Source organism: Delftia sp. S65, assembly GCF_016516495.1.
GTDB classification, from domain to species: Bacteria; Pseudomonadota; Gammaproteobacteria; order Burkholderiales; family Burkholderiaceae_C; genus Comamonas; species Comamonas acidovorans.
Window position 1 is genome coordinate 19,437 of sequence record NZ_JACVUR010000049.1, and the last position, 25,273, is coordinate 44,709.

General features: G+C 64.0%; 32 protein-coding genes. 23 read left to right on the forward strand and 9 right to left on the reverse strand.

Annotated elements, in window-relative coordinates; genetic code table 11:
• Positions 1 to 62: 62 nt before the first annotated feature.
• Positions 63 to 1,346 (forward strand): tyrosine-type recombinase/integrase, encoded by a 1,284-nt coding sequence (locus tag IAE24_RS25965; protein ID WP_199961469.1) that lies wholly within the window; start codon positions 63 to 65, stop codon positions 1,344 to 1,346.
• Here the strand turns inward: IAE24_RS25965 and IAE24_RS25970 are convergent.
• The 8 genes from IAE24_RS25970 to IAE24_RS30415 form a co-directional block, all read right to left on the reverse strand.
• Positions 1,306 to 1,611 carry a helix-turn-helix transcriptional regulator gene (locus IAE24_RS25970; protein WP_199961470.1) on the reverse strand — a complete coding sequence of 102 codons (306 nt, stop codon included), beginning with the start codon at positions 1,609 to 1,611 and terminating at the stop codon, positions 1,306 to 1,308. The two genes, IAE24_RS25965 and IAE24_RS25970, sit on opposite strands and share 41 nt — an antisense overlap.
• Positions 1,608 to 2,138, reverse strand: a complete 531-nt coding sequence (locus IAE24_RS25975) for a hypothetical protein (RefSeq protein ID WP_199961471.1) — start codon at positions 2,136 to 2,138, stop codon at positions 1,608 to 1,610. The genes IAE24_RS25970 and IAE24_RS25975 overlap by 4 nt, the downstream gene beginning before the upstream one ends.
• Entirely contained in the window at positions 2,135 to 4,639 is a 2,505-nt protein-coding gene (locus tag IAE24_RS25980; protein WP_199961472.1) for a ParB/RepB/Spo0J family partition protein, read from the reverse strand. The genes IAE24_RS25975 and IAE24_RS25980 overlap by 4 nt, the downstream gene beginning before the upstream one ends.
• Positions 4,636 to 4,965 carry a hypothetical protein gene (locus IAE24_RS25985; protein ID WP_139223855.1) on the reverse strand — a complete coding sequence of 110 codons (330 nt, stop codon included), beginning with the start codon at positions 4,963 to 4,965 and terminating at the stop codon, positions 4,636 to 4,638. The genes IAE24_RS25980 and IAE24_RS25985 overlap by 4 nt, the downstream gene beginning before the upstream one ends.
• Positions 4,958 to 5,296: a hypothetical protein gene (locus tag IAE24_RS25990; RefSeq protein ID WP_180317521.1), complete on the reverse strand. Its 339-nt coding sequence runs from the start codon at positions 5,294 to 5,296 to the stop codon at positions 4,958 to 4,960. The genes IAE24_RS25985 and IAE24_RS25990 overlap by 8 nt, the downstream gene beginning before the upstream one ends.
• A gap of 121 nt (positions 5,297 to 5,417) precedes the next feature.
• Entirely contained in the window at positions 5,418 to 5,549 is a 132-nt protein-coding gene (locus IAE24_RS30625) for a hypothetical protein (RefSeq protein WP_267908932.1), read from the reverse strand.
• The gene (locus IAE24_RS25995) at positions 5,546 to 5,716 is read right to left on the reverse strand and encodes a hypothetical protein (RefSeq protein ID WP_199961473.1); all 171 of its coding nucleotides are present in this window, start codon (positions 5,714 to 5,716) and stop codon (positions 5,546 to 5,548) included. The genes IAE24_RS30625 and IAE24_RS25995 overlap by 4 nt, the downstream gene beginning before the upstream one ends.
• Before the next feature lie 248 nt (positions 5,717 to 5,964).
• The gene (locus IAE24_RS30415; protein ID WP_233626288.1) at positions 5,965 to 6,654 is read right to left on the reverse strand and encodes a LexA family protein; all 690 of its coding nucleotides are present in this window, start codon (positions 6,652 to 6,654) and stop codon (positions 5,965 to 5,967) included.
• A 73-nt stretch (positions 6,655 to 6,727) separates the two neighbouring features.
• Here IAE24_RS30415 and IAE24_RS30765 point away from each other — a divergent pair, with 73 nt between their 5' ends.
• Complete coding sequence (locus IAE24_RS30765; protein WP_199961474.1) at positions 6,728 to 6,994, forward strand: YdaS family helix-turn-helix protein; 267 nt, start codon at positions 6,728 to 6,730, stop codon at positions 6,992 to 6,994.
• A 262-nt stretch (positions 6,995 to 7,256) separates the two neighbouring features.
• Here the strand turns inward: IAE24_RS30765 and IAE24_RS26010 are convergent, their stop codons facing one another.
• Entirely contained in the window at positions 7,257 to 7,772 is a 516-nt protein-coding gene (locus tag IAE24_RS26010) for a hypothetical protein (protein ID WP_199961475.1), read from the reverse strand.
• Between the two features lie 93 nt (positions 7,773 to 7,865).
• Between IAE24_RS26010 and IAE24_RS26015 the strand changes: the two genes are divergently transcribed.
• From IAE24_RS26015 to IAE24_RS26115, 21 genes are all read left to right on the forward strand, one after another.
• Positions 7,866 to 8,390: a hypothetical protein gene (locus tag IAE24_RS26015; protein ID WP_199961476.1), complete on the forward strand. Its 525-nt coding sequence runs from the start codon at positions 7,866 to 7,868 to the stop codon at positions 8,388 to 8,390.
• Between the two features lie 74 nt (positions 8,391 to 8,464).
• Positions 8,465 to 8,677 (forward strand): LacI family DNA-binding transcriptional regulator, encoded by a 213-nt coding sequence (locus tag IAE24_RS26020; protein ID WP_233626289.1) that lies wholly within the window; start codon positions 8,465 to 8,467, stop codon positions 8,675 to 8,677.
• A 77-nt stretch (positions 8,678 to 8,754) separates the two neighbouring features.
• Positions 8,755 to 11,469, forward strand: coding sequence for a VapE domain-containing protein (locus IAE24_RS26025; protein ID WP_199961478.1), 2,715 nt, complete (start codon positions 8,755 to 8,757; stop codon positions 11,467 to 11,469).
• 365 nt (positions 11,470 to 11,834) lie between these two features.
• A complete protein-coding gene (locus IAE24_RS26030) occupies positions 11,835 to 12,179 on the forward strand; it encodes a hypothetical protein (RefSeq protein WP_233626290.1) in 345 nt (114 codons plus the stop codon).
• Positions 12,179 to 12,613: an antiterminator Q family protein gene (locus tag IAE24_RS26035; protein ID WP_061288462.1), complete on the forward strand. Its 435-nt coding sequence runs from the start codon at positions 12,179 to 12,181 to the stop codon at positions 12,611 to 12,613. Before IAE24_RS26030 ends, IAE24_RS26035 begins: the two co-directional genes overlap by 1 nt.
• A gap of 683 nt (positions 12,614 to 13,296) precedes the next feature.
• Entirely contained in the window at positions 13,297 to 13,821 is a 525-nt protein-coding gene (locus IAE24_RS26040; RefSeq protein ID WP_199961479.1) for a P27 family phage terminase small subunit, read from the forward strand.
• A 7-nt stretch (positions 13,822 to 13,828) separates the two neighbouring features.
• Positions 13,829 to 15,586 carry a terminase large subunit gene (locus IAE24_RS26045; RefSeq protein ID WP_325100570.1) on the forward strand — a complete coding sequence of 586 codons (1,758 nt, stop codon included), beginning with the start codon at positions 13,829 to 13,831 and terminating at the stop codon, positions 15,584 to 15,586.
• A complete protein-coding gene (locus IAE24_RS26050) occupies positions 15,583 to 15,798 on the forward strand; it encodes a hypothetical protein (protein ID WP_199961481.1) in 216 nt (71 codons plus the stop codon). The genes IAE24_RS26045 and IAE24_RS26050 overlap by 4 nt, the downstream gene beginning before the upstream one ends.
• A 3-nt stretch (positions 15,799 to 15,801) precedes the next feature.
• Positions 15,802 to 17,076, forward strand: coding sequence for a phage portal protein (locus IAE24_RS26055; RefSeq protein ID WP_199961482.1), 1,275 nt, complete (start codon positions 15,802 to 15,804; stop codon positions 17,074 to 17,076).
• A complete protein-coding gene (locus IAE24_RS26060; RefSeq protein WP_199961483.1) occupies positions 17,073 to 18,026 on the forward strand; it encodes a S49 family peptidase in 954 nt (317 codons plus the stop codon). Before IAE24_RS26055 ends, IAE24_RS26060 begins: the two co-directional genes overlap by 4 nt.
• Positions 18,027 to 18,094: 68 nt before the next feature.
• Positions 18,095 to 19,408 (forward strand): phage major capsid protein, encoded by a 1,314-nt coding sequence (locus IAE24_RS26065; RefSeq protein WP_199961484.1) that lies wholly within the window; start codon positions 18,095 to 18,097, stop codon positions 19,406 to 19,408.
• Between the two features lie 50 nt (positions 19,409 to 19,458).
• Positions 19,459 to 19,827 (forward strand): hypothetical protein, encoded by a 369-nt coding sequence (locus IAE24_RS26070; RefSeq protein WP_199961485.1) that lies wholly within the window; start codon positions 19,459 to 19,461, stop codon positions 19,825 to 19,827.
• 2 nt (positions 19,828 to 19,829) lie between these two features.
• Positions 19,830 to 20,375, forward strand: a complete 546-nt coding sequence (locus IAE24_RS26075; protein ID WP_199961486.1) for a hypothetical protein — start codon at positions 19,830 to 19,832, stop codon at positions 20,373 to 20,375.
• Between the two features lie 10 nt (positions 20,376 to 20,385).
• Positions 20,386 to 20,733 (forward strand): head-tail adaptor protein, encoded by a 348-nt coding sequence (locus IAE24_RS26080; protein WP_233626292.1) that lies wholly within the window; start codon positions 20,386 to 20,388, stop codon positions 20,731 to 20,733.
• Entirely contained in the window at positions 20,726 to 21,358 is a 633-nt protein-coding gene (locus IAE24_RS26085) for an HK97-gp10 family putative phage morphogenesis protein (RefSeq protein ID WP_199961488.1), read from the forward strand. Before IAE24_RS26080 ends, IAE24_RS26085 begins: the two co-directional genes overlap by 8 nt.
• Positions 21,355 to 21,747 (forward strand): hypothetical protein, encoded by a 393-nt coding sequence (locus tag IAE24_RS26090; RefSeq protein WP_199961489.1) that lies wholly within the window; start codon positions 21,355 to 21,357, stop codon positions 21,745 to 21,747. Before IAE24_RS26085 ends, IAE24_RS26090 begins: the two co-directional genes overlap by 4 nt.
• The gene (locus IAE24_RS26095) at positions 21,744 to 21,926 is read left to right on the forward strand and encodes a hypothetical protein (protein WP_199961490.1); all 183 of its coding nucleotides are present in this window, start codon (positions 21,744 to 21,746) and stop codon (positions 21,924 to 21,926) included. The genes IAE24_RS26090 and IAE24_RS26095 overlap by 4 nt, the downstream gene beginning before the upstream one ends.
• A gap of 38 nt (positions 21,927 to 21,964) precedes the next feature.
• Complete coding sequence (locus IAE24_RS26100) at positions 21,965 to 22,897, forward strand: phage tail tube protein (RefSeq protein ID WP_160852665.1); 933 nt, start codon at positions 21,965 to 21,967, stop codon at positions 22,895 to 22,897.
• Positions 22,898 to 22,977: 80 nt separating this feature from the next.
• Positions 22,978 to 23,298, forward strand: coding sequence for a hypothetical protein (locus IAE24_RS26105; protein ID WP_199961491.1), 321 nt, complete (start codon positions 22,978 to 22,980; stop codon positions 23,296 to 23,298).
• Between the two features lie 68 nt (positions 23,299 to 23,366).
• The gene (locus IAE24_RS26110; protein WP_199961492.1) at positions 23,367 to 23,711 is read left to right on the forward strand and encodes a DUF1799 domain-containing protein; all 345 of its coding nucleotides are present in this window, start codon (positions 23,367 to 23,369) and stop codon (positions 23,709 to 23,711) included.
• A gap of 2 nt (positions 23,712 to 23,713) precedes the next feature.
• Positions 23,714 to 25,273: phage tail length tape measure family protein (locus IAE24_RS26115; protein ID WP_199961493.1), on the forward strand; the 1,560-nt coding region annotated here is incomplete at its 3' end.

Sequence of the window (25,273 nt, forward strand, 5' to 3'; positions counted from 1 at the left end):
GCTGAAATGTTACGCCGATCATTTCCCGAATTATCGGGAATGTTACGCCGCTGGAGGAGTGGATGAGTTTCAACGCGCGCAGAGCCAAAGCACTACAGCCAGGGGAGCACATTATTGTCGATGACGCTCCGGGCCTTCGCTTGGTGGCAAGGGCGAGCCGTACTACCTGGCTGTATCGCTATAAGAGTCCGGTGGACGAGCGGATGCGTCAGGTGGCAATAGGCCATTGGCCTGAGATGGGGTATCCGGCCGCGCTGGTTGTGTGGGACCAACTGCGCCGCCGGCGGGACTCAGGCGAGGACTTGGCTAGGGAAAAAAAGCGGTCCGTAAAGGTGGCCGCAGCCCAGTCGGCCGCGCGTGCGGCCGAGGGTGTCTATACAGTCGGCCAGCTCATCGAGGACTATCTCCGAGGGCACATCGAGCGCCACCGCAAACCGAAAGGGGCGGCAGAGGCTCGGCGGCTGCTGGTGGATTACACAACAAAGCTGCAGCCGCTGGAGCCTGGCCAGGTCACGCGCGCTCAGGCCTTTGGTTTGCTGGAGAACGTGGCGTCACACGCGCCCGTGCTGGCAAACACGCTGCGTACAGAATTGGGGGCGGCTTGGGAGTACGCGCTCGATGCCGGCCGTATTCCCGAGGATGTGCCCAACTGGTGGCGCCAGATTCTGCGGGGCAAGCTGCGTAGCCGGGGCAAGATCGTCAAGGGAGAGCACCAGGGCGTAAAAAAGCGGGCGCTGCAACCTGCAGAGGTGGGGAAGCTGATTCGTTTCCTTCCCAATTTCTCCACGCTGATCAGCGACCTGCTGATCCTCTATCTTTGGACCGGGGCGCGTGGTGCGGAGATTGTGGCGATGAGCGGTGCAGAAATCACGGACGAGCCCGATGGTGTCTGGTGGACTGTGCCGCGTGAGCGTCTCAAGATGGCGCGCAATGAGAATCTGACGGATCTGCGCGTGCCCCTGGTTGGGCGTGCCCTAGATGTCGTGCGCCGGCGCCGGGAGGAACACGGCACAGGCTTTCTTTTCCCGTCGCGGCCTGGTGCCGCTGTTCGACATGTCGAGCAAAAGGTGCTGGGCGTGGCGATCTGGGCTGCCCGGCCGGATACGCCGACTCCGTACGAGAACAGCATGCGGCAGCGCCTGCAGATGGAGCCTTGGGCACCTCATGACTTGCGGCGAACCGTGCGCACGCAGCTGGCAGCGCTGAAATGCCCGGCTGACGTGGGCGAGAGTGTGCTCGGGCACATCTTGCCCGAGGCCACGTACAACAGGCACCAGTACGACCAGGAGCGACGTGCCTGGCTCCTTACGCTGTCGGCGCATTGGGAGCAACTTGCTGCGCAATGATCTGCGCCTTGGTCTTGCGGCCGCGCTTGGGCGCACCTGTGTTCTCCGGCGGCAACAAATTCGAGGGAGGCAGGCCCAGCAGCCAAGCGTCCAGCTCGGAGCGCAGCCAGGCGACACGCCGCGTGTCGGGAAACATGCGCGGCAGTGGCGCGTGCTTTGCTTGCACCAAGCGCTCGAATGTAGAGATGCCCAGCGAGACATAGGCGGCGGCCTGGTCGCGTTCCAGCGCGGCCGGCGCGAATTGCAGGACGGGGATCGCGCTCATGCATGCACCTCCTTGCGCTTTGGGTGGTAGGGACTGGTTGCGCTGAGGTCCGTCTCCGCTTTCAGCATCTCGCCGCCGCTGCTCTGCGTGCGGGCGACAAGCCGCCGCGTCACTTCGTGGATCTCGCCGGCCGTGAGCTGCTGCAGCTGGTAGACGTGCAGATCAATCGCTGTCGTGAGAGCGTCCAGCTCGTAAAAGTGCACTGCGCTGGGGCGCCATGCCCCGCTGGCCATGCCGCGTGCATAGTACGCATCGCAAGCAGCCAGGGCACTGTCGAAGTGCTCGGCCAGGCCCCGCACGATGCCGCCGCGCTCGATCTCCTGTGCGACCTGGATGGTGCTGTGCATGACCGTCGCGTTCACCTCGGTAGCCGTGCCGGCGCGGATCTGCGCGAAGCACTCGGGCACAGGGTCGATGATCGATGCGACCTCTTCGGCGGTCAGCTTGGTGCCGTGGTGATTGATCACGGCAAAGGTGTCGGGACGGCCCGCCCAGCGACTGCGGAAAGGTTTGCGGCGTCCGTTCATGCCAGGCTCTCCAGTTCCTTAGTATCGAAAATAGCAGTCTTGGCCACGGTGCCAGGCTTGCCCGAGAACTCCACTTGCCAGCCGTCTGCTGTGCATGCTGTGACGGTGCCTTCTTGCCAGCGGTAAGCGCTCTCCAGATTGAGCACACGCACACGCTTGTGCACGATAGGGTCTGCGGTGTAGGGCTCCAGCTCCTCGGGCTCGAAGCCTGCGCGCTGGCCTACGCCGGCGCCGAATTCAACGATCAGCGACAGATGACCAGGCCGCACCACGCCTACGCGGCCGCACTCTTTGCGGGGCCTCCCCGTCGGGCCTTTGAGGCCGACTTTGACGCGCACCAGGTCGCCGGCCACGAACGTGGGCGCCTGGCTGGTGGCTGCTTGATCTGCTGCCCCGGTGCCGGCGTTCGCACTGTCCTGGCTATCGTCAGCGGTGGCAGTCTGCGCGGGCGCAGACTGCAGCACGTCAGGGGTCACGGCCTGGTCAACTTCGGCGGCTGTGGAGGAGGGCGGCAGGCCCTGCGCAGCGTCAGCTGCGACTGGGCCTGCATCGTCGCCCTGTGCGGCTGCAGCCGCACCTTGAATGGGTGCCTGCGCGTCAGCGACAGGCGCCCCCTCGTCGCCTTGCGCGGCTGCGGCCGCGCCTGATTGTTGGTCTTGGAGCGCGGCCGCGATCGCGGCCGAGGCTTCAGCGGCAGTCGTCTTCGGCTCAGCGCTCGCACGCGCAGCGGGGGATTTTTTGGCTTTGCCCTTCGCGCGACTCTCGCCAGCGCGCGCAGCGGGGTTCAGGGGTAGATCACCCTTCGGGGCTGCAGGTTCGGAGGCCTTCGCGGCTGCTTTCGCCTGGGCCTGTGCTTCGGCGGCGCGCTGATTGGCCTTGGTCTTGGCTTTGACGGCTGCGATGTTTACGCTCCAGTGCGCAGCAACCAGGTGCAGGCCTTTGTTTGCATCGGCGTCGTCATTGAGCCAGTGGCGGTATTCCACGTCTCCATACATCACCAGCAGTTGCAGCAGATCGCCGGGCGCATCGTTGTCGGCGATGTGTTGCAACAGGCCCTCAACGGGCGCCACCTTGCCCAGATCGAGCAGCTTGCACAGCTTCTTCGCGCGGTCCTGGCTGTAGGTTCTGGCGATGTTGCGAGCGCAGTAGCGCAGCAATTCATCGGACACCGGTGCGCCGCCGAGTTCGCTGAGCGCGGTCCAGGTTTCGGTGAGCACGTCCCAGCGCCATTGGGTTTCGTAGTCGCTCTTTCGCTTCTGGTCGGCGGCATACTTGGCTTGCTGCTGCTCGCGCTGGGCTTCTTGCTGGATCTTCGCGGCAGCCTCTTCCTGCTGCGCCTCCTTGAGCAGTAGTTGTGCCTGGTCTGCTGTGATCACCGCGACCAGTTCCCCGTTCTTGTGGGGGTTTGCGATCAGGGTTGGCAGGATGCCCTGCCTTTCCATGGCCTTGCCGATCAACTTGCGCAGGGGCTTTTCGGTGGGGCTGTCGCGCTTGTCATCGAGGCGCAGATAGCCGGCCACTTCGCCGGACCAGGCGCTTGGCATCAGGGTCTTGGCTTCGCGGCCTTCGATGATGTGCTGCCCGCGCACTACCGCTGTGCGCTTGATGGCGATGGCGTGGGCCTCTTCCTTCTCGCGGTAGCACTTGGGGTCGGTGCATATGTCTGCACTGACATCGTTGAAGAGGTCGGGATTCGCGCCGGTGCGTTTGGGGCAGGCCTTGCAGCTTCCTGCCGCCGGTAGCAGTGCCTCATCCGTCATCTTGAACGTGGCACTGTGCAGATTGAGCATGTAGTTTTGCTGGACATGCTCGGCGCAGGAGCGATAGCTGGGGGTGTCGCCCCTGTAGTTGGTCTCCGTGCAGTAGCTCAGCGCCTTGAGCTGCAGCCCCTCGTCGGGAATGCGAGCGATCAACTGCGCCTTGCTGAAATCGATCTTGCCCTGGCGCAGCGCATCACGGCCTTCCTCGCACAGGTCGAGCACCTTCATCACGTTAAAAATATAGGTGCGGCTCTTACCCACGTCCTCGGCGATTTTTTCGGCGGTGGTCTCGCCCAGATCCAGCAGTTCGCGGTAGCCCTCGGCTTCCTCCAGCTTTGTCACGTCCTCGCGCTGCAGGTTCTCTATGACAGCGGCCCGCAAAGCCTCCGCGTCGGACATCGGGCGAATCATCGCGGGGATCTCTGCCATGCCAGCAATCTGGCTGGCGCGCCACCGGCGCTCGCCCGCGACCAGCTCATACTGCGCGCGCTCGCGCTTTTCGGCCTTTGCCCATGCCTGCTCATCGGCAATGCGAGATTCGGGCAGCGGACGCAGCAGTATGGGCTGATGCACGCCGGTAGCCCTGATAGATTCGGCCAGCTCCTGCAGCTTGGCCTGGTCGAAGTGCTTGCGCGGGTTGCGCAGGCTGCGGGCGATGCTCATGACGGGCACATGCAGCATCAGGGCGCCTGCGCCAGGGGTGGGCATGGCGGCGGTCTGGGTGTCGTGTGTGCTGGTCATGCTGCAAGTCCCTCCTGCTGGCCCTTGATGCCAAAGGCGCGGCGCGCTGCGTTGCGGACCTCGGCTGTGACGCTGTGGCCGAACTCCTCCGGGTCCAGCAGATCGCGCACCAGGGCGACGCAGGCGGCTGTGTCGGGATCGACGCGGGGGCTGTCATAGATCACGCGCCGGCAGGCCGGTTGCCGCTGGATGTGCTGGATCATTTCCAGTGCTGCGGATTCCTGGGGCGCCAGAGGCGCACCCACGCGGGGTGTGCGCAGATCCGACTCGACCTGGACGGCACCGGGGCCGACATGCTTGATTTCGATGACGATTGCTTTAGCCATGAGCGGCCTCCAGGAGTTGCATTTGGGGTTGGACGGGGGCGGGCTCATGCAGGGGCTGGATGTCGCTGCAGTGGCCCAGGGTGTGGCGGATTTGGTGGACGGGCGCGGTGATGGACACACGCATGCCGCGCTTGAATGACTTGGCGCGCTGCTGGGCTTGCGCGCGGGCTGCTGGCGGGTAGACCTGCTCGGCTTTGACAGGTAATTGGCCGGGGCCGTCGCTGTCGATCAGCAAGCACAGGACTGGCATGGGTGTGCTGTCCACGCCCTGGGGCAGCGTGCGTACCTCGGCGTCTTGCACCAGGGTGCCGGTGATGAGGATCAGAGCCATGGCGCGCCCCCGAACTTGATGGCAACGAGGGCGCCGAACATAGCCAGGACCAGCCAGCGCAGCACGGTGCGGCGGACGCGGCGCGGACGGTAGGGACCATCCATCTCGAACGGTGGGCGGCTCATCGTGCGGCCCTCGCGCTGATCGGGCGGCTGTTGCCGAAGAGGACCATGGCGCGGGCGATGGCATCCGCTGCGCCCGTGGCGCGGATCGTGTGGCGAGTCCGGCCGCAGGTGACGGTGTAGAGGGTCATCGCTCGCCCCTTACATCGGCCGTCAGCTTGACGCCTGCCAGGCCGGGGATGGACATCAGTACGTCGATGACGTGGCTGTCCGGGGGCGTGACGTCGAGGGCGATGTATGCCGCGCTGGCGGACTGCAGGATGTCCTGCTGCACCCGTGCATGCGCGGCGTCACACATGGCAGCGAGCCGATGCGGCCAGAGCAGGCACTCAGGCTGCTGGATTTGCCGCTGCAGCGGCGTCGTGTCTACGGCGAGAGAGAGGGTGCAGACGTGTGCACTGTCTGCTGTACTGCTGCATTGCATGCCGGGCCTCCTGTGCTGTGGAGGGCGCTCGGCCTGCATGCCGGTGCGCCCGCCTGAGCGATGACTCAGGCAGGCGGATTACAAATCAGTTTGTTGGTTGTGTCAACAAGGTGCTTTGTAGATCAAGGGAGTGTCCCGAAAGAGGCGTCCACGACGATTCCGGTGAACGTGTCTCCGGCTTTCATTTCTAGGTACTTGTGCGGCCAGTCAGGATTGATGGCTTCAAGGTAGGGTTTCCCATCAATGACCGTGTAGCGCTTGAAGGTTGCTTCGTTATCGGCTTCCCTTCGTGCGATCACGAACTGGCCGGGCGTGGGATCTTTGTCGGGGTTGACGAACAGCAGCATGCCCTCCGGGAAGGAGTAACGCCCCTGTGGATTGGTCATGGATTCGCCGCGCACTCGCAGCACATATCCCCTTGGCCCCAGGTTATGCGGGCTCATGTACCAATGCTCGGCCTGGTAGGGCGTGAAGGCTTCGCAGTTGCCGTTCCAAGCCCCGGCTTGCACCCAGGTGATCAACGGATACAGGGCGCCTTGTCTGATGTCCGGGCCGGGTTCCACATTGGCGGGGGTGGTGATGTCTGTTGGCCTGCCGATGCCAGTAGCAAGCCAGACAGCGCTAACGCGAAGCGCTTCAGCGATCTTCACAAGATGTTTGCTGCCAGTGGCGTTGTTCTTTGGATCGAGCAAGTACTGGATTGCTTGCGGCTTGATGCCCACGGCACGCGCCAGTTCGCTTTGGCTGCTCATGCGTGCAAGTTCCATGGCGATGCGGATGCGCTCTGCGAGTTGTGGGCTGTGTTCTGGCATGAGGGTGATGCTACAAATTTCTTTGTTTTATTGGTTGCAAAATTCTTTGTAGTAAGATACAAAGCAGCTTGTTATGACTCGACAAACTGCTTTGAATCCTCACGATGCTCTGCTTGCTGCCATCAAGAAGGCGGGCGGTCAAGCCGCGCTTGCTCGTCTTATTGGCAAGAAGCAGGGGCATGTGTCCTATTGGCTGGACTCTGGGAACGGTGTCCCGGCTGAGTATTGCCCCCTCATTGAGGAGGGCACGGGTGTTCTTTGTGAGCAATTGAGGCCGAGAGTCCGTTGGGATGTCCTGCTGCGCCGTGGTGCTGATGCTGCAGGGGATACCAATGCATAGCCGTTTTTCCCCCTCCAGCAAACCGGCAACGTCGCCCGGGATTCGTCTCCTTCCCCAACTTGGTGCCGCACGCGCGGGAAGGCGTGTGCGGCTTGCGTTGCTGGCTGGAGTGGGTCTTTCTTTTCGTCATGCCCGCAGTGTCTTGCGCACTGCGGCTTGTCGCCATCCTGAAATTTCAACTGCTCAAGGGGAGCGCGTATGTCTGCGAGTTATGGCCTTGATGACTGGGATGGAGTGCCGCGCTTGGCAGATTGGTGTGGTCTCACTCTGGAGAGTCGGTGCGATTGCGAATCAGACGATGCCACCGGGCCACAGCCGCTGCATGCGTGTCCTCTGCCTCCTGCTGGTCATCCGTCGAGAGGTCGGCAAGCTCCTCATTGGCAGCCTTCTGAGTGAGGGCAAGCGTGCGTAGGTTTGAGCACCAGTTTTTCTGCACCTCTGGTGCCAGCACCCCTATGAGCGCATCAAGGGCTAGATCTGTAGCCGCTTGCTTGTGCCGCATTCGCGCTGCGCGCCAAGCAAGTGTGGGCCGTTCGGGCAGAGCGTTGACCTGTAGCGCGCATTGCGCATCAGCTGCTGCCACGGCGTGCGCCGCGAGCCGAGCGGCCAAAGGGCTGCTGCTGGGGAGCCGCTTCTGTGCCTGGGCCGCTGCTTTCAAGTCGTCTCGCAGCTGCTTTGCATCCAACTGCTGGCAGGCGGCGGTCACGAGCAGCGCCATTGCCTCGCCTTGTGCATTGATCAGCTCGGCGAAGAGCTGTTTGAGGTCTGCTTCGTTCATGTGTGCATTCGGTGATGGGCTGAGAGGTCTCCATCGTATCCAAGGCCACGCCGTGCATCTATCTGCGTTTCTTAGTTTCCAAAGGGGGCAGGGATGACCCGTCGCTATTCCACTGCCGATTGGCGTGACATCTTCTACAACGCTGTGCGCGAGGCGCCGGGGGGCGTGACTGCTGCGGCCGCGTTTCTCACGGACCGGCGCGAGAAGGCCATTCACCCGGAAGACCTTCGCCGCCGCCTGCGTGGCGCCGATGGCGAGTCTCTTAGCACCGAGATGCTTGAGCTGCTGAGCGAGTGGCTGATCGACATGGGCAGGCCTGACGCCCGGCGCTGGCTCCAGTCTTTCAACGCGCGATTCTCGATGGCTGCGGCGTACCTGCCGCCCCCGCCTGAAGGTGGCTGGGCCTGCGAGGCCTCGGCCATCAGGCAGAAGGTCATGCAGATCACAGCGAAAAACGGTTTGCTTGCCGAGATCTGTTCCCGCGTGACGGAAGACAACCAGATCGACAGCCGTGAGTGCGATGAGCTGGAAGCGGGCTGCATGGAAATCATCGAGCTGGTGTTTCGACTGCGCCGCAACGCTCGCCGCGCCGCTGGCCGGTCGGAGGACTTCACATGAGGCCGGCGGGGGAAGTCAGCAAGGCCTTGCTGCAGGCAGTGGAACGTCTGTGGACTCCTGGCAAAGGGCCAACCATGCGCGAGATCGCCGAGGCGGCTGGTGTGGGTGTGGCAGCCGCCAGTCGAACCATCAAGGACATGCGCCGGTATCACCGGCTTGCCATCTGTGGTGAGCGCTCCGTGCCGGGCCGCAATCGGCCTGCAGCCGAGTATGCGCTGCCGCACCAGGTCCACGCCGCCAATGAATCGAATTTCGGCCTCACGCAGGCCCTGCAGCTCTGGGGATAGTCAATGAAGTTTGTGCACGTCGCTGGTGTTAGGGACGCCGGCGTGTTTGGTCCGCTCGCGGGCGCGTGGGGTGCTGCATGACCCAGCACCGGGAACCACTGCCCCCCATCAATTTCGAGGCGCTGGCCGAGGCGCTTCTGAGGGATGTTCACAACCTGGTGCCGCGCTGGCTGCCAGGCGGGACTGTGCTCGGCCATGAGTACAAGTGCGCGGACCTGAGCGGAGGTCGGGGCGACAGCTGCAGCGTCAATCTCATCACCGGGCAATGGGCGGATTTCGCCGCATCGGATGAGCAGGGCCGAGACCTCATCAGCCTCTATGCGGCAATCCATGGCCTGAGCAACGCCAGGGCGGCGGTGCAGGTGGCGCGTGAAGAGCGGCTTGAGAGTATCGCGGGATTGGTCAAGACGGCTGCAGGGGCAGCGGTTGTGCCGGCTGCGAATCCACGACCGCAGCCGGCGCCCAAGCCCCAGAAGGAGCAGGAGGGATGGAGCACTGTGGTGCCCGTGCCCGCTTATGCGCCCGCTGCAACGTTTCAGCACTACCACCGGCAGCCTGACGACCTGGTGCATGTGGCCGATTACCGGCTCGGCGATGAGCGACACGGCTATGTCGCGCGTTTCATGACCAGCGCTGGCGGTAAGGACACGCTCCCCTACACGTTCTGCCAGTCAGCCCGCGATGGTGCTGGGCAGTGGAAATGGAAGCAGTGGGACGAGCCACGCCCGCTGTACTTGCCTGGGCATGCGCTGCCAGGCGGCCGCACCGTGGTGCTGGTCGAGGGCGAGGTAAAGGCCGAGGTACTGCAGCAACTGCTCGACCAGGTGGCGCCGGGCATCTATTGCGTTGCCAGCTGGCCCGGTGGCAGCAAGGCCTGGCAGAAGGCCCTGTGGGTCTGGCTTGCCGGGTGCACGGTGCTGCTGTGGCCTGACTGTGATGCGCAGCGCGAGCGGTTGACGCGGGCGGAGCAGGAGAGCGTCAAGGGTGACGACGCCGCAAAGGAGGCGCTGCAGGCCCGCAAGCCCCTGCTCCCGGAGGAAAAGCAGCCAGGCATGAAAGCCATGCTGGGCATCGGCCAGATCCTGCGCGATGAGCACGCATGCACGGTGCAACTGCTCCCCATTCCCAAGCCGGGCGAGAAGGTGAGCGGCTGGGACTGCAAGGATGCGATTGTCGAGGACGGATGGACGGCAGAGGACGTGCTCGCGTTCTTCGGACGCGCGCAGCCTTTGCCCGCCTCGGCGGCTCAGGCGGATGACGCTCCTGTAGGGGCTGCAGCTGGCGACGACAAGCCGCCCAAACCCCTTGACCCGGTTGGCACGGGCGGCGGTGGGGTGATGCCGCCACTGGACCCGCCAATGGCCGACGAGGAGCCCGGGGACCAGGGTTGGCTTTGGCCGTTCTACGACAAGAAAAAGCGGCGCTGGGATCTGCGCCGGAGCTTGGTGGTGGCCGCGCTGCAGAACGACCCCAAGCTGCAGGGATGCGTTGCCTACAACGAAATGACCAAGGGCACTCAGGTGCGCAAGGCCTGGCCCTGGGCTCATGCCCAAGCGGGCGAACTGGAGGCCGACAGCACCCTGCTGCTCGGCTTGTATCTCAACGATGTTTACAAGGTGGGTGACGTGTCAACGCAGAACATCAAAGACGGCATTGCGACGGTGGCCTATACCGAGCGTTTCCATCCCGTGCGGGAGTGGCTGCAGGAGCAGGAGTGGGACCAGGAGCCGCGCCTGGACAAGTGGCTGATCCATGTGCTGGGCGAGTCCCCGGAAACGCTGTCTCCGTCGATGGCCGAGTACCTCAAGCTCGTCGGCCGCTACTGGGTGTTGGGGATGATCTGGCGGGTGATGCAGCCAGGTTGCAAGTTCGACTATTGCCCGGTGCTGGAGGGCAAGGGCGGCTTGCGCAAGTCCACCATGGTGGAAGTGCTGGCCGTGCGCCCTGAGTGGTACAGCGATACCAAGTTCGACTTGAGCCGAGGCAAGGATGCATATGAGCAGGTGCGCGGCAAATGGGTGTACGAGCTGGGCGAGTTGTCGAGTTTTTCCAAGGCGGATGTCAACGACATCAAGGCCTTTATCTCGTCCAAGACCGATAACTACCGTGTGGCCTACGGGGAGCAGGCGCAGGCCTTCCCCCGGCAGTGCGTGCTTGTGGGCTCGACCAATGACAAGAAGTACCTGCGCGACCGCACGGGCAATCGCCGGTTCTGGCCCATCCCCGTGCGTCACGTCATCAAGACGGAATGGCTTGAGCGCATGCGGGGCCAGCTGATGGCCGAGGCCTATGCGCTGTATCAGCAGGGCGGGATCGTCTACACGCCGTCCGAGGACGAGGAAAAGCGCCTGTTCGTGCCCATGCAGGAAAGCCGCCTGCAGGAGTCTGCAGTGGATGGTGAGCTGTTCAAGCTGCTGACCCGGGAAGCCGGGATGCATGCCCAGTTCATCAACGTCAATGCAGAGCGTGTGCCGATCAACGCACTGATCAAGGCCCTTGGCGTGGATATCGGCAAGGTCACGCCCGCGCTCAAGGGCCAAGTTGAGGCCTGGCTTGAGAGCAACGGGTGGGAGTTCAAGGGCAGGCAGCGTGTCCATGGTGCGCTGGAGTCGGGCGTGTACTTCCGCCCTGAGGTCTGGCCGCCTGAGCTGGAGACAGTGGCCGAAGACTGGACCCGGCAAGACGATGCCAGGCCGGAGCCAGAGGGGCCGCGCCCCAGCGATCTGCCGCCCCTGCCCGATGGGTTGGGCGAGCAGCCTTCCGCATGGCCGGGTGACGATGAGCCCTTCTGATTTCGTTCGCAACCACACGGCAGCGCCTGAAACGCGCTGCACTGCCTGCATGGCTGGAGGCGTGATTCGCGTCCATGCAGTGGCCAGGGCGACAGTGCGCCCGGCCTGCGGTGCAGTGGCGGGGATGGCCTGCCATGCCCCCATGAGCTGATCTGTTCAGTTGTTCAGGGTGTTCAGGCTTTCCCCTGGGGCCTTACAGCAATAGCAAACCTTGATTTCAAGGGTTGAAGCCGCTGCATTGCCTGGTCATTGACCGTTCACCCCAAAGCCCGGATGTGCGTAGGTGGGCGCACCTGGGCGCTGGCGCGCGCGTGCGCAAGTCCACTCGCAATCCCTCTATCTACTTGACTGAACAGGGTGAACAGATGAACAAGACAGGTGGGGCCGCAGCAAATGGGAGCGGTCAGACTGAATGGACGGAGCAGGAGAAGGCCTTGATTGCAGCGGGGCAGCAGCGCATCAAGTCCTTCATGCCCGAGGTCTACAGGACAATCCAGCGCTATGCAGAGAAAGACGCCAGGGTGTGGCGTCTGGTGCGGATGGGGTTGGCTGGCCGGCCTGGCTGCTTTTGGGCCACAGAGGCGGGGCAGGTGGCAGGTACGCCCTTCACCAAGCTGAGCCGGACTGTCGAGGTCTCGCGCCTCATCTCGCGAATGGGCTGTGCACACGTCTGCATCATCGCCGGCCATGGTGATCTGGGGGCGAATTGATGGCACGCATCGAGCACATCAAGCGCAAGCTGGACAACTGGGCGTTGTGGAAATCCCGGCTCAACAGCACTGGCCTCGGGTTCCATTCGGTCAGCGTGCTGGCCGTCGATGTCTGGGGCCGCAACAGCTACGGCGGTTGCCAGATTCCACACATCGACCAGGAGGCCGAAGAGGTGGACAAGGCTGTGCAGGAAATGGAGCAGGCAAAGCGCCATCTCTATGCAACGGTTTGCGACTACTACCTGCTGGATCTGGGTGTGTCGGAGATTGCCCGCAACATGGGGAAGGGACCGAGCACCATCCATGCCCAACTTGGCCAGGCCGACCAGTTCATTGACCGCTGGCTGCAGGAGCAGCAGCGCATCAGGGAGGAGCGCGAGGCGCTGGCCCGTGGCCGTGAGTACATGCGACGCGCGGGGAGTTTTCCACCATAGAGAGTTGGGCTACATTTGCGGCAAGCTAGTGCTCAGTGCCCCTAACCGCTGAACACATGCCAGCCCCGCCCGGTGCAGACCCGGCGGGGCTTTCTTTTTGTCCCCCTCGGAGCATCTATGACGCCGGAGACCCGCCGAGCCATCAGCCGCCAGGACCACGATGAGCGGCGAGGCTCCGCTTCGTCGCGTGGCTACGGTGCCGCATGGCGCGCTGCTCGGAACCAGTTCTTGCGGGATCACCCGCTGTGTGCTGAGCACGGAAAGCGTGGCGAGTCGATCCCGGCCCAGGTCGTGGATCACATCGTCGCGCCTCGCCTTGCTGAAGCCCGGGAATCTGGAGACCCGGAGCGTATGGGCGAAGCGCAGCGGCTTTTCTGGAGTCGGTCCAACTGGCAGCCACTGTGCAAGCTGTGCCACGACTCTGACAAGCAGCGCCTTGAGAAGTCCGGGCGCATTGCCGGCTGTGCACCTGATGGTCGGCCGCTGGACCCGCGTCACCCGTGGAATCGGCCCGCCGCATCGACGATTTCGGCGTTTTTGGCCCGATCCGGCCCAAAACTGGCTCCGAGGGGGTAGGGGGGTGAAAAACTTTCGCCCTTTTTAGCAAGAGACCGACCGTTCCTCTCCGTACGCAAAATGCGGGAAATATGGGGAGGGGGGGGTATACGACAGGAGGCACCCCAATGGCTGGAAACGCCAATTCCGGGCGCAGTGCAAAACCGCCGTTCCTGCATCTGGCGGGTGGCAACCCCGGAAAAAAAGACGCGGCTGCACTGCTGCGCGAGCAGGAGGCCAACACGGTTTCCGCCAGCGAGCCTGACATGCCCGAGGTGCTCACGCCGGAAGCCCGTGAAGAGTGGCAGCGCGTGATGCCCGACTTGCTGCTGCTGGGCTGGGTGCACCGTATCGATGTCATGGCGCTTTCGTCGTACTGCGAGGCAGTGGCGGACTGGCGGCGCTTTCGCGCGCTGATCGTCAAGAAGAATGCAGAGCAGGCCGAGGCCGGCGATGTGCAGACCTATGCGACGGGCGCCAAGCAAATCAGCGTGTGGCGGCAACTCGCCAACGATGCCGAGAAGCGGGCAAACGCCGCCGGTGCGTTGTTCGGAATGTCGCCCCTGGCGCGGCGAAACATGAAGGCCCAAGCGGCGCCGCAAGGGGAGTTGTTCGGCAATGACGAAAAGGATGCTGCCGCTCGCTACTTCTGACTGCCGAGTGAAGAAGTTCGCCCGCCGCGTGCTGCAGGGGCGAATCATTGCGGGGCCGTATGTGCGGGCCGCGTGCAAGCGCCATTTGCAGGACCTGAAGCAGGGGCACAAGCGTGGCCTGGTGTGGGATCAGTCGGCAGCAGATCGAGCCATCGGATTTTTCGAGGATGTGCTCAAGCTCAACGGTGGCGAATACGAAGGCAGGCCTTTCCTGCTGGCCCCCTGGCAGGCTTTCATCGTGGGCAGCCTGTATGGCTGGTACACGGCGGATGGATACCGGCGCTTCCGCGTTGTCTACATCGAGACCGGCAAGGGGTCGGGCAAAAGCCCGCTTGTCGCTGGAATCGGGTTGTACGGGCTGACGGCCGACAAAGAACAGCGCGCCGAGATCTACGCTGCCGCGACAAAGAAAGACCAGGCACAGATCCTGTTCCGCGATGCCGTGGCGATGGTCAACCAGTCGCCGCATCTGCAATCGCGCCTGGTGCAGTCGGGGCGTGATGAGAAGGTTTGGAACCTCTTCTATGCAGAGACGAACAGTTTCTTCAAATGCATCTCTGCAGATGAAGGGCAGTCTGGCCCGCGTCCCCATGTCGGGCTGATCGATGAGGTGCACGAGCACAAGACGGCGACGGTGATTGACATGATGGTGGCCGGCATGAAGAGCCGCCGGCGTGCCATGGTGGTGATGATCACTAACAGCGGAAGCGACAAGACGACGCCGTGCGGCCAGTACCACGACTACGGTGCAGACGTGTGCACGGGGCGTGCACAGGATGACCATTTCTTTGGCTTCATCTGCTCGCTGGACAAAGGCGATGACCCGTTCAAAGACGAACGGTGTTGGCCGAAGGTCAACCCGTCGCTGCGCTTTCGCCTGGCAGGGCAGCGCGAGGGCATCCCGGGGTATCCGTATCTGCGTGCCCAGGTGCAGAACGCGCGCGGCATGCCGGCGAAGCTGGCCAAGGTCTTGCGCCTCAATTTCTGTGTATGGACGCAGGCCGAATCGCCATGGCTCGACTGGGAGATATGGGCGGCGGCCGAGGGGAAGGTGCCGCTGGAGCTGCTGCGACATCGCAAGGCGGTGGGCGCGCTGGACCTGTCCAGTACGACCGACTTGACGGCATTCGTGCTGCTGTTCTTTCCGACGCTGGAAGATCCTTATTGGCGGCTGATGCCGTACTTCTGGATTCCAGATCACGACCTGGACGAGCGGGAGAAGCGCGACAAGGTGCCCTACCGGCAGTGGATTGCCGAGCGCTGGCTGGAGACCACGCCAGGCCGAGCGGTGAGCCGGTTGTTTGTGCTGCGGCGGCTGCAGGCCATCAGCACCTATTTCACGGGGCTGGAGCGCATCGCTTTCGACCGCTGGCGAATCGAAGACGTGATTCAGCTGATGGCCGAGCACGGGATAACACTGCCGCCCCTGATTGGCTTCGGTCAGGGCTATGAGTCTTTCGGGCCGGCCGTCGATGAGTTTGAACGCCGGCTGCTGGGGGCGCCGGTGGATTCGGGAGGTCCAGACGAGCCGGCCGAGCCGCTTGCCGAAGTGGAGCAACTGCGCCATGACGGCAACCCGGTGCTGACATGGAACGCTGCCAATGCGGTGTTGACCCATGACCCGGCCAATAACCGCAAGGTGGACAAAGCCAAGTCCGTGGGCCGGATTGACGGCGTTGTGGCCTCGATCATGGCCTGTGGCATCAGCGGAAAGGGTCGCAAGTTGGGCGGCCCATCCGTCTATGACAAGGGGATAAAGATATGAAGTTTCAGCTGCCGAGTTCTCGGGTGGCACTGGTGCTGCTGTCGCTGCTGTGCGGCCTGCTGGGCTTCGGCTTGGTGGTGGCGGGCATCTGGCGCATGCACCCGCCAACGGCCATGGTGGTGGCGGGCGTGGCCCTGGTTGCTTACGCTTGGCGAGTTGACCGCGCCGCATCTGGCTTGGCTGCGTTGGCGGCTGCGCGAGGGGAGGGATAGGACATGTTCTTTTCTTCCTTGGTTGGCGCCAATGAGGGCCTGGTCTCTGACGGCTCCAACGGCTTTTGGCGTGGACTGATCGGGGCCGCTCGCAGCAGCTCCGGCATGCGTGTGACGCCAGAAACTGCGCTGGCCCTGCCGATCATTCAGAACTGCGTCACGCTGCTGGCCGAAAGCCTGGCGCAGTTGCCGCTGGAGTTGTATGAGCGCAAGGGCGGCGGGCAACGTGAGTCGGCGAGCAGCCATCCGCTGTATCGGGTGCTGCGCTACACGCCCAACCCGTTCCAGACACCGTATGACCGGGTGGAGCTGTCGCAGATGTCAGCAGGCCTGCGCGGCAATTCGTACACGTTCATCGAGCGTGGGCAGGACGGCCAGGTGGCGCAGCTGTGGCCCCTGGATACGGCAAAGGTGACTGTGCTCAAGGGGCCTGACATGCTGCCGTATTACCAGGTGGCCGGCGTGTCCGATCCTCTGCCTATGCGCTTGGTCCATCACGTTCGATGGCATTCCCACAATGGCTATGTCGGGCTGTCGCCTATCGAGCTGCACGCCGACTCCATCGGCCTGGCTCAGGCGGTACGCCAATACACCGGCAAATCGTTCGCCAATGGCGTCACGCTGTCAGGGGTCATCGAGCGGCCGAAGGAGGTGGCCGCGATCAAGGAGCAGGGCACCATTGACTCCATCGTGAACCAGTGGGGCAGCAAATTCAGCGGCGTGGACAACGCCAAGAAGGTGGCATTGCTGCAGGAGGGCATGACGTTCAAGCCGGTGTCCATGAGCAATGTGGACGCGGATGTGGCGGCCATCCTGAAGCTGTCGGGCGTGGATGCGGCGCGCATCTACAAGGTGCCACTGCCCATGGTCAACGACCTGGACAAGGCCAACTACAACACGATTGAGCAACTGCTGATTCACTTCGTGGTGTTCGCACTGTTGCCCTGGGCCAAGCGGCATGAGCAGGCCATGATGCGCGACTTTCTGCTGGACGATGAGCGGCCGCGCTACTTCATCGAATTCAACCTGTCGGGCCTCATGCGGGGTGATCAGAAGAGCCGCTATGAGGCCTACGCCATCGGGCGGCAATGGGGCTGGCTCTCTGTCAACGACATCCGGCGCCTGGAGAACCTGCCGCCAGTGGCCGGGGGCGATACCTACCTGCAGCCGCTCAACATGGTTGCGGCGGGTGCTGCGGCGCCCGATCCGAAGAATCCCGCAGTGCGGGCTCAGCTGGAGATCCAGCGGCAAGAAATCGAAAGGCTCCTGACCCAATGAAAAGCTATCTTCGCGCAGCGGGCCTGCTGTTCAATCAGCCGCTGCTCACTACCCCGGATGCCATGGATATGGCGGTGCGCTGGGCCAATCAGGTGATGAGCCTCAACATCATCAACATGGCGCCGGTGGCCGAGCCCCGCATGTGGCACGACGATGACGACTATGAGTCGCGCATTGCCCGCGAGGAAGAACGGCGCCGGGCCAACCTGCAGGCCACGGGCGTGCAGGTGATCCCGGTCCATGGGCTGCTGGTCAGCCGTGCGGCGCACCTCAATGTCTGCGAAACCATGACCAGCTATGAGGATCTGCGCAGCCAGCTGCGCCAGGCGGTGGCTGATCCCCTGGTCGAGCGCATCGTGCTGGACATCGACAGCCCTGGCGGCGCTGCCACCGGCGCATTTGAGCTGGCGGCGGATCTGCGGTCCATGGCTTCGCAAAAGCAAATCATCGGCCTGGTCAATTTCTCGGCCTACAGCGGCGGCTACCTGATCGGCGCGGCCTGTACCGAACTGGTGGTAAGCCGCACCAGCGGCGTGGGCAGCATCGGAGTGATCGCCAAGCACATGGACCGCTCGGCCATGCTGGAGCGCGAAGGGATCAAGGTCACGACCGTGTATGCCGGCGCGCATAAAAACGACCTGTCGCCGCATGAGCCGCTGACAGAACAGTCCATGAAGTTCCTGCAGGAACTGGTCAACGAAGGCTATGACATGTTCGTGAATGCCGTGGCCGAGTACCGGGGCCTGAGCGCCTCTGTCGTGCGCGCCACCGAGGCCGGTCTTTACCGTGGCCAGGCCGCTATCTCCGCCGGCCTGGCCGACCGGCTGCAGACCCCTACCGATGCCCTGGACGGTATCACCCGCGCCGTGGCCGAAAGCCGCGCCAATCGCCCCGCGCCTGGCCGGTTGGCTGTGCGTGCTGCTGCAGCCCACCTGCAAGCCCAGATCTGACCGCGTTCGCGGCAGTTTTCCGGCCCGCCTCGGCGGGCTTTTTTCATTGCTCTTTAGGAAGCAAAACCATGTCCCTTGTGACCCAACTGCGTAGCGAACGCGCCCAGCTCAATGAAACGCTGCAGGCCCTCGCAAAGAAGGATGCCGCCGGCGAGCAACTGTCTGCAGAAGAGCTGCAGCAGTTCACATCGCTGGAAACCCAAATCGGCGAGCTGTCCGCCAAGATTGCACGCGCTGAATCCGCCGAGCGGCTCAATGCTGCAGCGGCGGTGCCCGTCAACGAAAGTGCGCGCGGCATCAACGGCCCGCCTGCCGGCGCCCACGTCACTGTCACCGACAACGCCCCGCCGGGCGCATCCGTCGCCCAGGTGGCCCGGCTGCTGGCCGCTGCTGGTGGCAACCAGCAGCATGCGGCCCAGATGGCGCAAGAGGGCGGTTTCGGGCAAGACATCGTGCAGACCCTGAGCACGGTCACTCCAGGTGCGGGTGGCGTGCTGATCCCCGCCAACATGGCCGCCTCGGTGATCGAGGCGCTGCGCCCTCGTTCTGTCGTGCGGTCCATGGGGGCGGTCAGCCTGCCCCTGGTCAACGGCAACATGACGCTGCCGCGCATCAAGGACTCCACGGTGGTGGGCTACATCGGCACCGAAACCGATATCCCGGTGACCGACATGACCTTCGCGGACATGAAGCTGCAGGCCAAGAAGATGGGCGCCCTGGTGCCGATCAGCAATGACCTGCTGTCGTTTGCTGGCATCAATCCGCGCGTGGACAGCATCGTGGCCAATGACCTGCTGATCAGCACCGGCCTGGCCGAGGATCTGCACTACATCCGTTCTGCGGGCAGTGCGCTGCTGCCCAAAGGCCTGCGATATTGGGCGCTGCCGGGCAACGTGGTGGACGCGCCCATCGATCCGGACCTCAAGGCCATCGACCTGTTCCTGGGCGGCCTGATGCTGCGCCTGGAAGCCGCCAATGCCGCGATGGCCAACTGCGGCTGGCTGATGCATCCGCGCACCATCCGCTGGCTCCAGTCGCTGCGCGACGGCAACGGCAACAAGGCCTATCCCGAGATCGATCAGGGCCAGCTCAAGGGCTACCGCTTCGGCCTGTCCACGCAGATCCCGGTGAACCTGGGCGCCGGCGGCGATGAGTCGGAAATCTACTTCGTGGACTTCTCCGATTGCTACATCGGCGAAACGGGGCAGCTGTCCATCGCCTACAGCACCGAGGCCTCCTACAAGGACGCGGGCGGAAACATGGTGTCCGCCTTCCAGCGAGATCAGACCCTGGTGCGTGTGATCGCGCACAACGATTTCGGCGTGCGCCATGTCGAGTCCGTTGCGGTCGGCGCCAAGGTGAAGTGGGGCGCGGGCATGTGAGATGACGCCCCGGCAGGCGCCGGGGCGCAACCAATCGAAAGGACAAGGCGATGAGCAAGCAAGAGGCAGGCAAACAAGAGATCGTTGCGGTGGTGTTCCTGAAGCACTGGCGCGGCTACAACCCGGGCGAAACCGCCGCATTCCCGGCGGACCAGGCGGACCGCCTGGAAGCGGGCGAGGTGGCCGAGAAATCGGGCACTGCGAGCGGTGCGGTAACCAGCGGGCGGGGTGCACGCGGCGCGGCGGGCCGTGGCGGTGGCAAGTCCGCAGCGCGTGACACGGCCCAAACGGCGGACGGCGAAAGCGGGGGTAACGGTACTCCGGCTGCCTCTGCAGCAGCGGCAACTGCTGCTACTGCCAACGCAGAGGCGGGGCCGGGCGCGGGCGCTACGGGCAACCTCAACGCTGACCGGCCCTGACCATGGCCCGGCGCAAGCGTTACGCAGGCGATCCCGTGCTGACTGCCGCCGAGGTCGCGCAATGGTGCCGCGAGCACATCGATGACCTGCAGCGCTCGCTGGTGGAAAACATCATCGTGCCGGGCGTGACGCAGATGTGCGAGGCGGAAACCGGGGCGGCCATCCGTACGGCGGAGTATGTCGAAGACTGGTCGCAAGACCGTTTGGGCAATGTGCTGGATGTCGGCCAGGTGCGGGCCGTCAGCAGCGTGAACGTGCTGCGCGCTGGGGCAGATCCGATCCCGGTTGAGGGCTTCGAGCTGGAGGTAGATCAGCGTGTCGGCCGCCTCATTTTCGCGGGTGGCCGACCGCCTGGTCGTCTGCGTATCGAGTACGTGGCCGGGGTCGATCTTGACGCATATCCATCGGTACGCGCCTGGCTGCTGCTGCAGGCGGGGACGCTGTATCAGCAGCGGGAAGCCTTGGTGACCGGAACCATTGTTTCGGAACTTCCCTTGAAATTCCTGGGCAGCATGTTGGCGGAGATCGCCGTGCCGCCCCGATTCTGAAAGGTGGCCCATGCTGCAATCAGGAAGGCTCAGGCGCCTTATCGTGATCGAGGCTCTCCAGCAGGGCAAAGACGGATCAGGCGGCATTGTGCGGGCGTGGACTCCGGTCACGCCGACCGATGGCATCTATGCCGGGCACACCAGCGATTCGGGCACAGTGCGCCCCGCCACGAAGGCAGCGGGGGGCGAGGTGCCCGTGTCTTCGGAGGTGTTCACACTCCGGTGGCGCGATGGCATCAAGGCCGGCATGCGCGTGGTCAGTCGTGGTCTGTACTACCAGATTCGACATGTCAAAGATCTGGCGGATCGCCATGAAACGCTGATCCTGACCTGCGAAACGGGGGTGCGTGATGGCTAACAAACCCGATGTCACAGGCGTTCCCGACCTGACCGCAGCCTTCCGCGAAGTCCGCGAGGACATGGCGCAGAAGGTCTCGCGCCGTATGGTGGTCGCCGGCGGCAAGGTCATCACCAACCGTGCGAAGGCGATTGCCAAGGCGAACGGATCAGTGATCACCGGCGCCATGGTCGAGAACATCTCCATCAAGCGTGAGCCCAACGCCCCGGACGGAACGGCGCAGTACCACATCGGGGTGCGCCACGGCCGCGACCAGAGCAAGCGCGTACAGGCCAAGGGGCAAAAGCGCCTGGTCGTGAGCCGAGGACGCATCAAGGTGCGGCGCGACAACGACCCGTTTTACTGGAAGTGGGTCGAGACGGGCCGCCGTGTGGTGCCCTCTTCGGTCAAGTCCGGCGTCACCACGTACACCCAGCGGCTGCGCAATGGCCGCGTCGTGGTGCGCTCGCGCAAGTACGAGGCCTCAAGTCTGCGTGCTCGCCGGCGTGCTGCATCGCAGGGCGTGGTCGGCCGCAAACCGTTCATCGAGCCCGCGCTGCAGCAGGAGCGTGACAACGCCATCACGGCCATGGAACGGGCGCTGCAGCGCTACCTGGCCAGCGAAAGAAAGAAGGGAGGCGCATGACGGCAGCTCCAAGCATTCACCAGCGCTTGCAGCCTGTGCTGGAAACGGCGCTGGATACATGGTGGAAAGAGCTTCCTGCAGACCCGACCTGGCCAGCGGCTGTTTTCAGCGTCGAGACGGCACCGGAGCCAGGATGGTGCGCCGGCGGCGGCTATGACGCCCATGACGCGACGGTGATCGTGCTCAGCCGCAGCGCGGTCGAGCTGGACACCCTGCTGCCAACCAGCGGCGGCGGCAGCGTGCGCGCGGCTGTCGAAGCCATGGAGCACTACCAATGGGAAGTGGGCTGCGAGGACGCGGACTATGAAGACGATCCGCAGGTCTATGCCCGCGCCCTGATCGTGCGCTTGCGCACGCCCCGATTCATCACAGCAAAGGACACGCCATGACGGCAAAGAAAGACAAGGACGAGGCAGTGCACACGTCTGCACCGGCCCCTCAGAACGCCAAGCCGGCCAAGCCCGCGCACCACCAGGCCACCGCGCTGCCGCCCCGGGATGAGTTTCACGGCAAGGCGGGCCGCTACGTGCGCGACCCCGCCACCGGCCTGCGGGTGCCGCAGGACTGAAAGCAGGCCCTATCCCTCAACCTCTGAAAGGAACCCCCATGGCAAAGTCCATGAAACAGATGCTGCTGCTGGCCATGGTCCAGACGGCGGCAGGCGCAGCGGCCACGCCCACGGCGGCGGCCAATGCCATCCTGTGCCGCGCGCTGATGCCCGAGCCCATCACGGCCGACCAGGTGGCGCGCGATCTGATCCGCCCCTACAAGGGCAACAGCGGCAAGCTCACGGCCGGCGAGCATCGCAAACTGTCGTGCGAAGTGGAAATCGCCGGGAGCGGCACGCCAGGCGTGGCGCCTGCCTATGGCGACCTGCTGCAGGCCTGTGGCTTTGCGGAGACCGTCACGGCCGGCACCGATGTGCAGTACACGCTGGTGAGCGGCGGTGAGCCGCTGCTGACGCTGTATGGCTATCTGGATGGCACACTGTTCAAGATCGTGGACGCCAAGGGTACGGTCAGCTTCGAGCTGAACCCCAAGGGCATCCCCGTCATGAAATTCGAGTTCCTGGGCGCTTACTCCAAGCCGGAGGAGGGCGCCATGCCCACAGGCGTGGATTACTCGAAGTTCATGCAGCCCAAGGTGGTTGGCAAGACCAACACGCCCACGCTCACGATCTTCGGGCACAGCGCCTGCACCAGCGCGTTTTCGGTCAACCTGGCCAATCAGTTGAACTGGCGCGAGCTGATCAACTGCGCAGGCGCCGCCAGCCCCGACCGCCAGCCCACGGGCTCCATCACGATGGAGTTTCCGAAGGTCACGACAAAGGACTGGACCGAGATCGTGCGCAACAGCGAGCGCGGCGCTGCCGTGATCGTCCACGGTGTAGACCCCGGCAACATCGTTGAGCTGCAGATGCCCAACATCCAGCCCGGCCCGTTCACGCTCAGCGATGACCAGGGCGTGGCAATGATGGCCTTGCCCTTCGACCTGGTGCCCATCGTCGGCGATGACGAATTGGTGCTGATCGTGCGCTGACCAGTCCCTTTTTTCCCTCACCTGAGGCCGCTCTATGCGGCCTTTTTCTTTTTCTGTCCCATCTCATCAGGAGTTAATCCATGTTCAACCTCACCCCCTCGGAAACATTCAAGGAAACCGTCAAGATCCAGACCAAGACCGAAAGCGGCCTGTGGCGCGAAGAGTCCTTCACCGCCGTTTTCAAGCGCACGGCAGAAGAGCGCCGCCAGGAACTGCACAACAAGCCGTTCGGCGAGGTCGTGGATGAAGTCCTGGTGGGCTGGGACATGGTGGACCTGGAGCGCAAACCCGTGGGATTCACGCCCGAGAACAAGGCCGCGTTTCTGCAGATCCCTGCCGCCGTGCGTGAAACGGCCATCACGTACCTGCGCACCAACGCGGGCGCCAAAGAAAAAAACTGATTGAGGCCGCGCGCTGGTGGGCGGGCATACGCCCGCAGGCTGTCGATCCCTTCGCGCCGCAGGAATCCATGCTGGAGGCCATGCGCGCGATGGGGGCGCCGGCAGGGGACATCGAGCGCGTGGCACAGGCTATTGCCGACCAGCGCGCGGCCGTCGAGCAGCCCCCCGAGGAATTCGGGATCTACCGGGATAACTGGCCCGTTGTCACGGCCTGGCGAGCGCTGGAAACGCAGTGGCATTTCGCGGGCATGGATGGCACCCGCATGGGCCTGCACTACGGCTGCGCCTCTGCCTGGCTGGACATGTTCGTGCCCCAGCGGCAGCGCCGCAAGGTCATGGTGGGCCTGATGGTCATGGAGCGCGGCGCGCTCGCGGCCCTGAATGAAATCCGAGAACAAAGCAAGGAGGACTAGCAATGTCTGCATTGGGATCGCTGGTCGTCAAGCTCGCGCTGGAGTACGCGCAATTCAGCCAGGGGCTGCAGTCCTCTGAGCAGGACGTGAAGCAGCACGCCAAGCGCGTGCAGGATGCCTATGACAACATGGCCGCCGGTGTGTCGGCCCGCATGGACAGCCTCAAGGGCGCTGTGCTGGGCGCCATCGGCGGCGCGATCAGCGTGGTCGGGATCACCTCGGCCATCGCCAAGATCAAGCAGGAAACCATCGACGCCGAAAAGGAGCAGACCCAGCTCGCGGCCGCGATCAAGTCCACAGGTGGCGCGGCTGGCTGGAGCGTTGAACGGCTCAACGCCATGGCCGACAGCATGGAGAAAACCAGCACTTTCAGTGCCGGTCAGATCAACCAGGCGCAGACCCGCATGCTCAGCTATGCGGGCGTGGTGGGCGATCAGTTCCCGCGTGCCATGCAGGCCGTGATCGATATGTCCGAGCGCATGGGCTACGAGGTCACGGCCTCGGCCGAGACCATCGGCAAGGCGCTGGACGTGCCCAGCGAAGGGCTGACGGCGCTGTCAAAGCAGGGCTTTCGGTTCACCGATGCGCAAAAGGAGCTGGTCAAGCAATTCGAGCGCACGGGCCAGACCGCCAAGGCGCAGGACATCATCCTGCAGGCCCTGGAGTCCAGCTATGGCGGCGCGGCCAAGGCGGCGCGCGACACGCTGGGCGGTTCGCTGACGGCAGTCGGCAACACCATCAACAGCCTCATGACGGCGGACAGCGCGAGCCTGCCAGGCCTGCGCGATAGCGTCGAAGGGCTTAACAACACGCTCAACAGCGATGACGTGCGCAACGGCTTCCAGACGCTGATCAGCGGGCTGATCGACGTGGGCAGCTTTGCCGCCAGCAGCATGGCGGGCATCGTCAAGCTGGGCCAGGCAGTGGCTGAGCACAAGGGCGAGATTGGTGTGGTGCTGGGCATGATCGCCGGCACGGCCACGGCTGCCGGGGCGCTGCAGGTTGCCAATGCCATCGGCGCCGCTGGCGGCGTCTGGGGGGCATTGACCAAGGTGCGCGGCGCGGTGATCGCGCTGAGCCTGGCCCTCGCGGCGAACCCGGCCACCCTGGTGCTGCTGGGCATTGGTGCGGCCACGGGCGCGGCCATTGCGTCGAACCTGGGCGACCCTGTGGGCGACCGGCTCAGCAAGGAAATTGAGTTCCAGACCGAGCGCCTGGCACAGGCCGAGGCATTGCTTGCGCGCGCTGGTGGCCCCAAGGGGCAGATGACGGCCAAGCTCGAAGAGCGCATTGCCGGCATCAAGAACCATCTGGATGTCTTGCGAACTGCCGCCGGCGCGGCAAAGCCAGCTGTTGAGGAGGTGGCTAACCAGGTTGCCGGTGTGGCAGCTGCTGCCAACAGCACGCAGATCCCGCTGGGCCAGTCAGAAGACTGGATCAAGAAATATGGCACGGCGGCGCAGAAAGCTGCGCTGGAAGTCGAGGAATGGAAGCGCAAGCTCGGCTCTGCGTTCACGCCCGAGATGCAGCGCCAGGTCGAAGAGACCTATGCCAAGCAGGAT

Excerpts from the sequence above, each read along its gene's own strand:
- IAE24_RS26065 (WP_199961484.1), top strand. The coding sequence starts at position 18,095 with ATGTCCCTTGTGACCCAACTGCGTAGCGAACGCGCCCAGCTCAATGAA.
- IAE24_RS26070 (WP_199961485.1), top strand. The coding sequence starts at position 19,459 with ATGAGCAAGCAAGAGGCAGGCAAACAAGAGATCGTTGCGGTGGTGTTC.
- IAE24_RS26090 (WP_199961489.1), top strand. The coding sequence starts at position 21,355 with ATGACGGCAGCTCCAAGCATTCACCAGCGCTTGCAGCCTGTGCTGGAA.
- IAE24_RS25965 (WP_199961469.1), top strand. The coding sequence starts at position 63 with ATGAGTTTCAACGCGCGCAGAGCCAAAGCACTACAGCCAGGGGAGCAC.
- IAE24_RS25990 (WP_180317521.1), bottom strand. The coding sequence starts at position 5,296 with ATGGCTCTGATCCTCATCACCGGCACCCTGGTGCAAGACGCCGAGGTA.
- IAE24_RS26080 (WP_233626292.1), top strand. The coding sequence starts at position 20,386 with ATGCTGCAATCAGGAAGGCTCAGGCGCCTTATCGTGATCGAGGCTCTC.
- IAE24_RS30765 (WP_199961474.1), top strand. The coding sequence starts at position 6,728 with ATGACTCGACAAACTGCTTTGAATCCTCACGATGCTCTGCTTGCTGCC.
- IAE24_RS26060 (WP_199961483.1), top strand. The coding sequence starts at position 17,073 with ATGAAAAGCTATCTTCGCGCAGCGGGCCTGCTGTTCAATCAGCCGCTG.
- IAE24_RS25970 (WP_199961470.1), bottom strand. The coding sequence starts at position 1,611 with ATGAGCGCGATCCCCGTCCTGCAATTCGCGCCGGCCGCGCTGGAACGC.
- IAE24_RS26095 (WP_199961490.1), top strand. The coding sequence starts at position 21,744 with ATGACGGCAAAGAAAGACAAGGACGAGGCAGTGCACACGTCTGCACCG.
- IAE24_RS26040 (WP_199961479.1), top strand. The coding sequence starts at position 13,297 with ATGGCTGGAAACGCCAATTCCGGGCGCAGTGCAAAACCGCCGTTCCTG.
- IAE24_RS26085 (WP_199961488.1), top strand. The coding sequence starts at position 20,726 with ATGGCTAACAAACCCGATGTCACAGGCGTTCCCGACCTGACCGCAGCC.
- IAE24_RS26035 (WP_061288462.1), top strand. The coding sequence starts at position 12,179 with ATGGCACGCATCGAGCACATCAAGCGCAAGCTGGACAACTGGGCGTTG.
- IAE24_RS26030 (WP_233626290.1), top strand. The coding sequence starts at position 11,835 with ATGAACAAGACAGGTGGGGCCGCAGCAAATGGGAGCGGTCAGACTGAA.
- IAE24_RS30415 (WP_233626288.1), bottom strand. The coding sequence starts at position 6,654 with ATGCCAGAACACAGCCCACAACTCGCAGAGCGCATCCGCATCGCCATG.
- IAE24_RS25985 (WP_139223855.1), bottom strand. The coding sequence starts at position 4,965 with ATGGCTAAAGCAATCGTCATCGAAATCAAGCATGTCGGCCCCGGTGCC.
- IAE24_RS25980 (WP_199961472.1), bottom strand. The coding sequence starts at position 4,639 with ATGACCAGCACACACGACACCCAGACCGCCGCCATGCCCACCCCTGGC.
- IAE24_RS26075 (WP_199961486.1), top strand. The coding sequence starts at position 19,830 with ATGGCCCGGCGCAAGCGTTACGCAGGCGATCCCGTGCTGACTGCCGCC.
- IAE24_RS26110 (WP_199961492.1), top strand. The coding sequence starts at position 23,367 with ATGCTGGAGGCCATGCGCGCGATGGGGGCGCCGGCAGGGGACATCGAG.
- IAE24_RS26025 (WP_199961478.1), top strand. The coding sequence starts at position 8,755 with ATGACCCAGCACCGGGAACCACTGCCCCCCATCAATTTCGAGGCGCTG.
- IAE24_RS26010 (WP_199961475.1), bottom strand. The coding sequence starts at position 7,772 with ATGAACGAAGCAGACCTCAAACAGCTCTTCGCCGAGCTGATCAATGCA.
- IAE24_RS25995 (WP_199961473.1), bottom strand. The coding sequence starts at position 5,716 with ATGTGTGACGCCGCGCATGCACGGGTGCAGCAGGACATCCTGCAGTCC.
- IAE24_RS26015 (WP_199961476.1), top strand. The coding sequence starts at position 7,866 with ATGACCCGTCGCTATTCCACTGCCGATTGGCGTGACATCTTCTACAAC.
- IAE24_RS26050 (WP_199961481.1), top strand. The coding sequence starts at position 15,583 with ATGAAGTTTCAGCTGCCGAGTTCTCGGGTGGCACTGGTGCTGCTGTCG.
- IAE24_RS26105 (WP_199961491.1), top strand. The coding sequence starts at position 22,978 with ATGTTCAACCTCACCCCCTCGGAAACATTCAAGGAAACCGTCAAGATC.
- IAE24_RS26055 (WP_199961482.1), top strand. The coding sequence starts at position 15,802 with ATGTTCTTTTCTTCCTTGGTTGGCGCCAATGAGGGCCTGGTCTCTGAC.
- IAE24_RS25975 (WP_199961471.1), bottom strand. The coding sequence starts at position 2,138 with ATGAACGGACGCCGCAAACCTTTCCGCAGTCGCTGGGCGGGCCGTCCC.
- IAE24_RS30625 (WP_267908932.1), bottom strand. The coding sequence starts at position 5,549 with ATGACCCTCTACACCGTCACCTGCGGCCGGACTCGCCACACGATCCGC.
- IAE24_RS26100 (WP_160852665.1), top strand. The coding sequence starts at position 21,965 with ATGGCAAAGTCCATGAAACAGATGCTGCTGCTGGCCATGGTCCAGACG.
- IAE24_RS26020 (WP_233626289.1), top strand. The coding sequence starts at position 8,465 with ATGCGCGAGATCGCCGAGGCGGCTGGTGTGGGTGTGGCAGCCGCCAGT.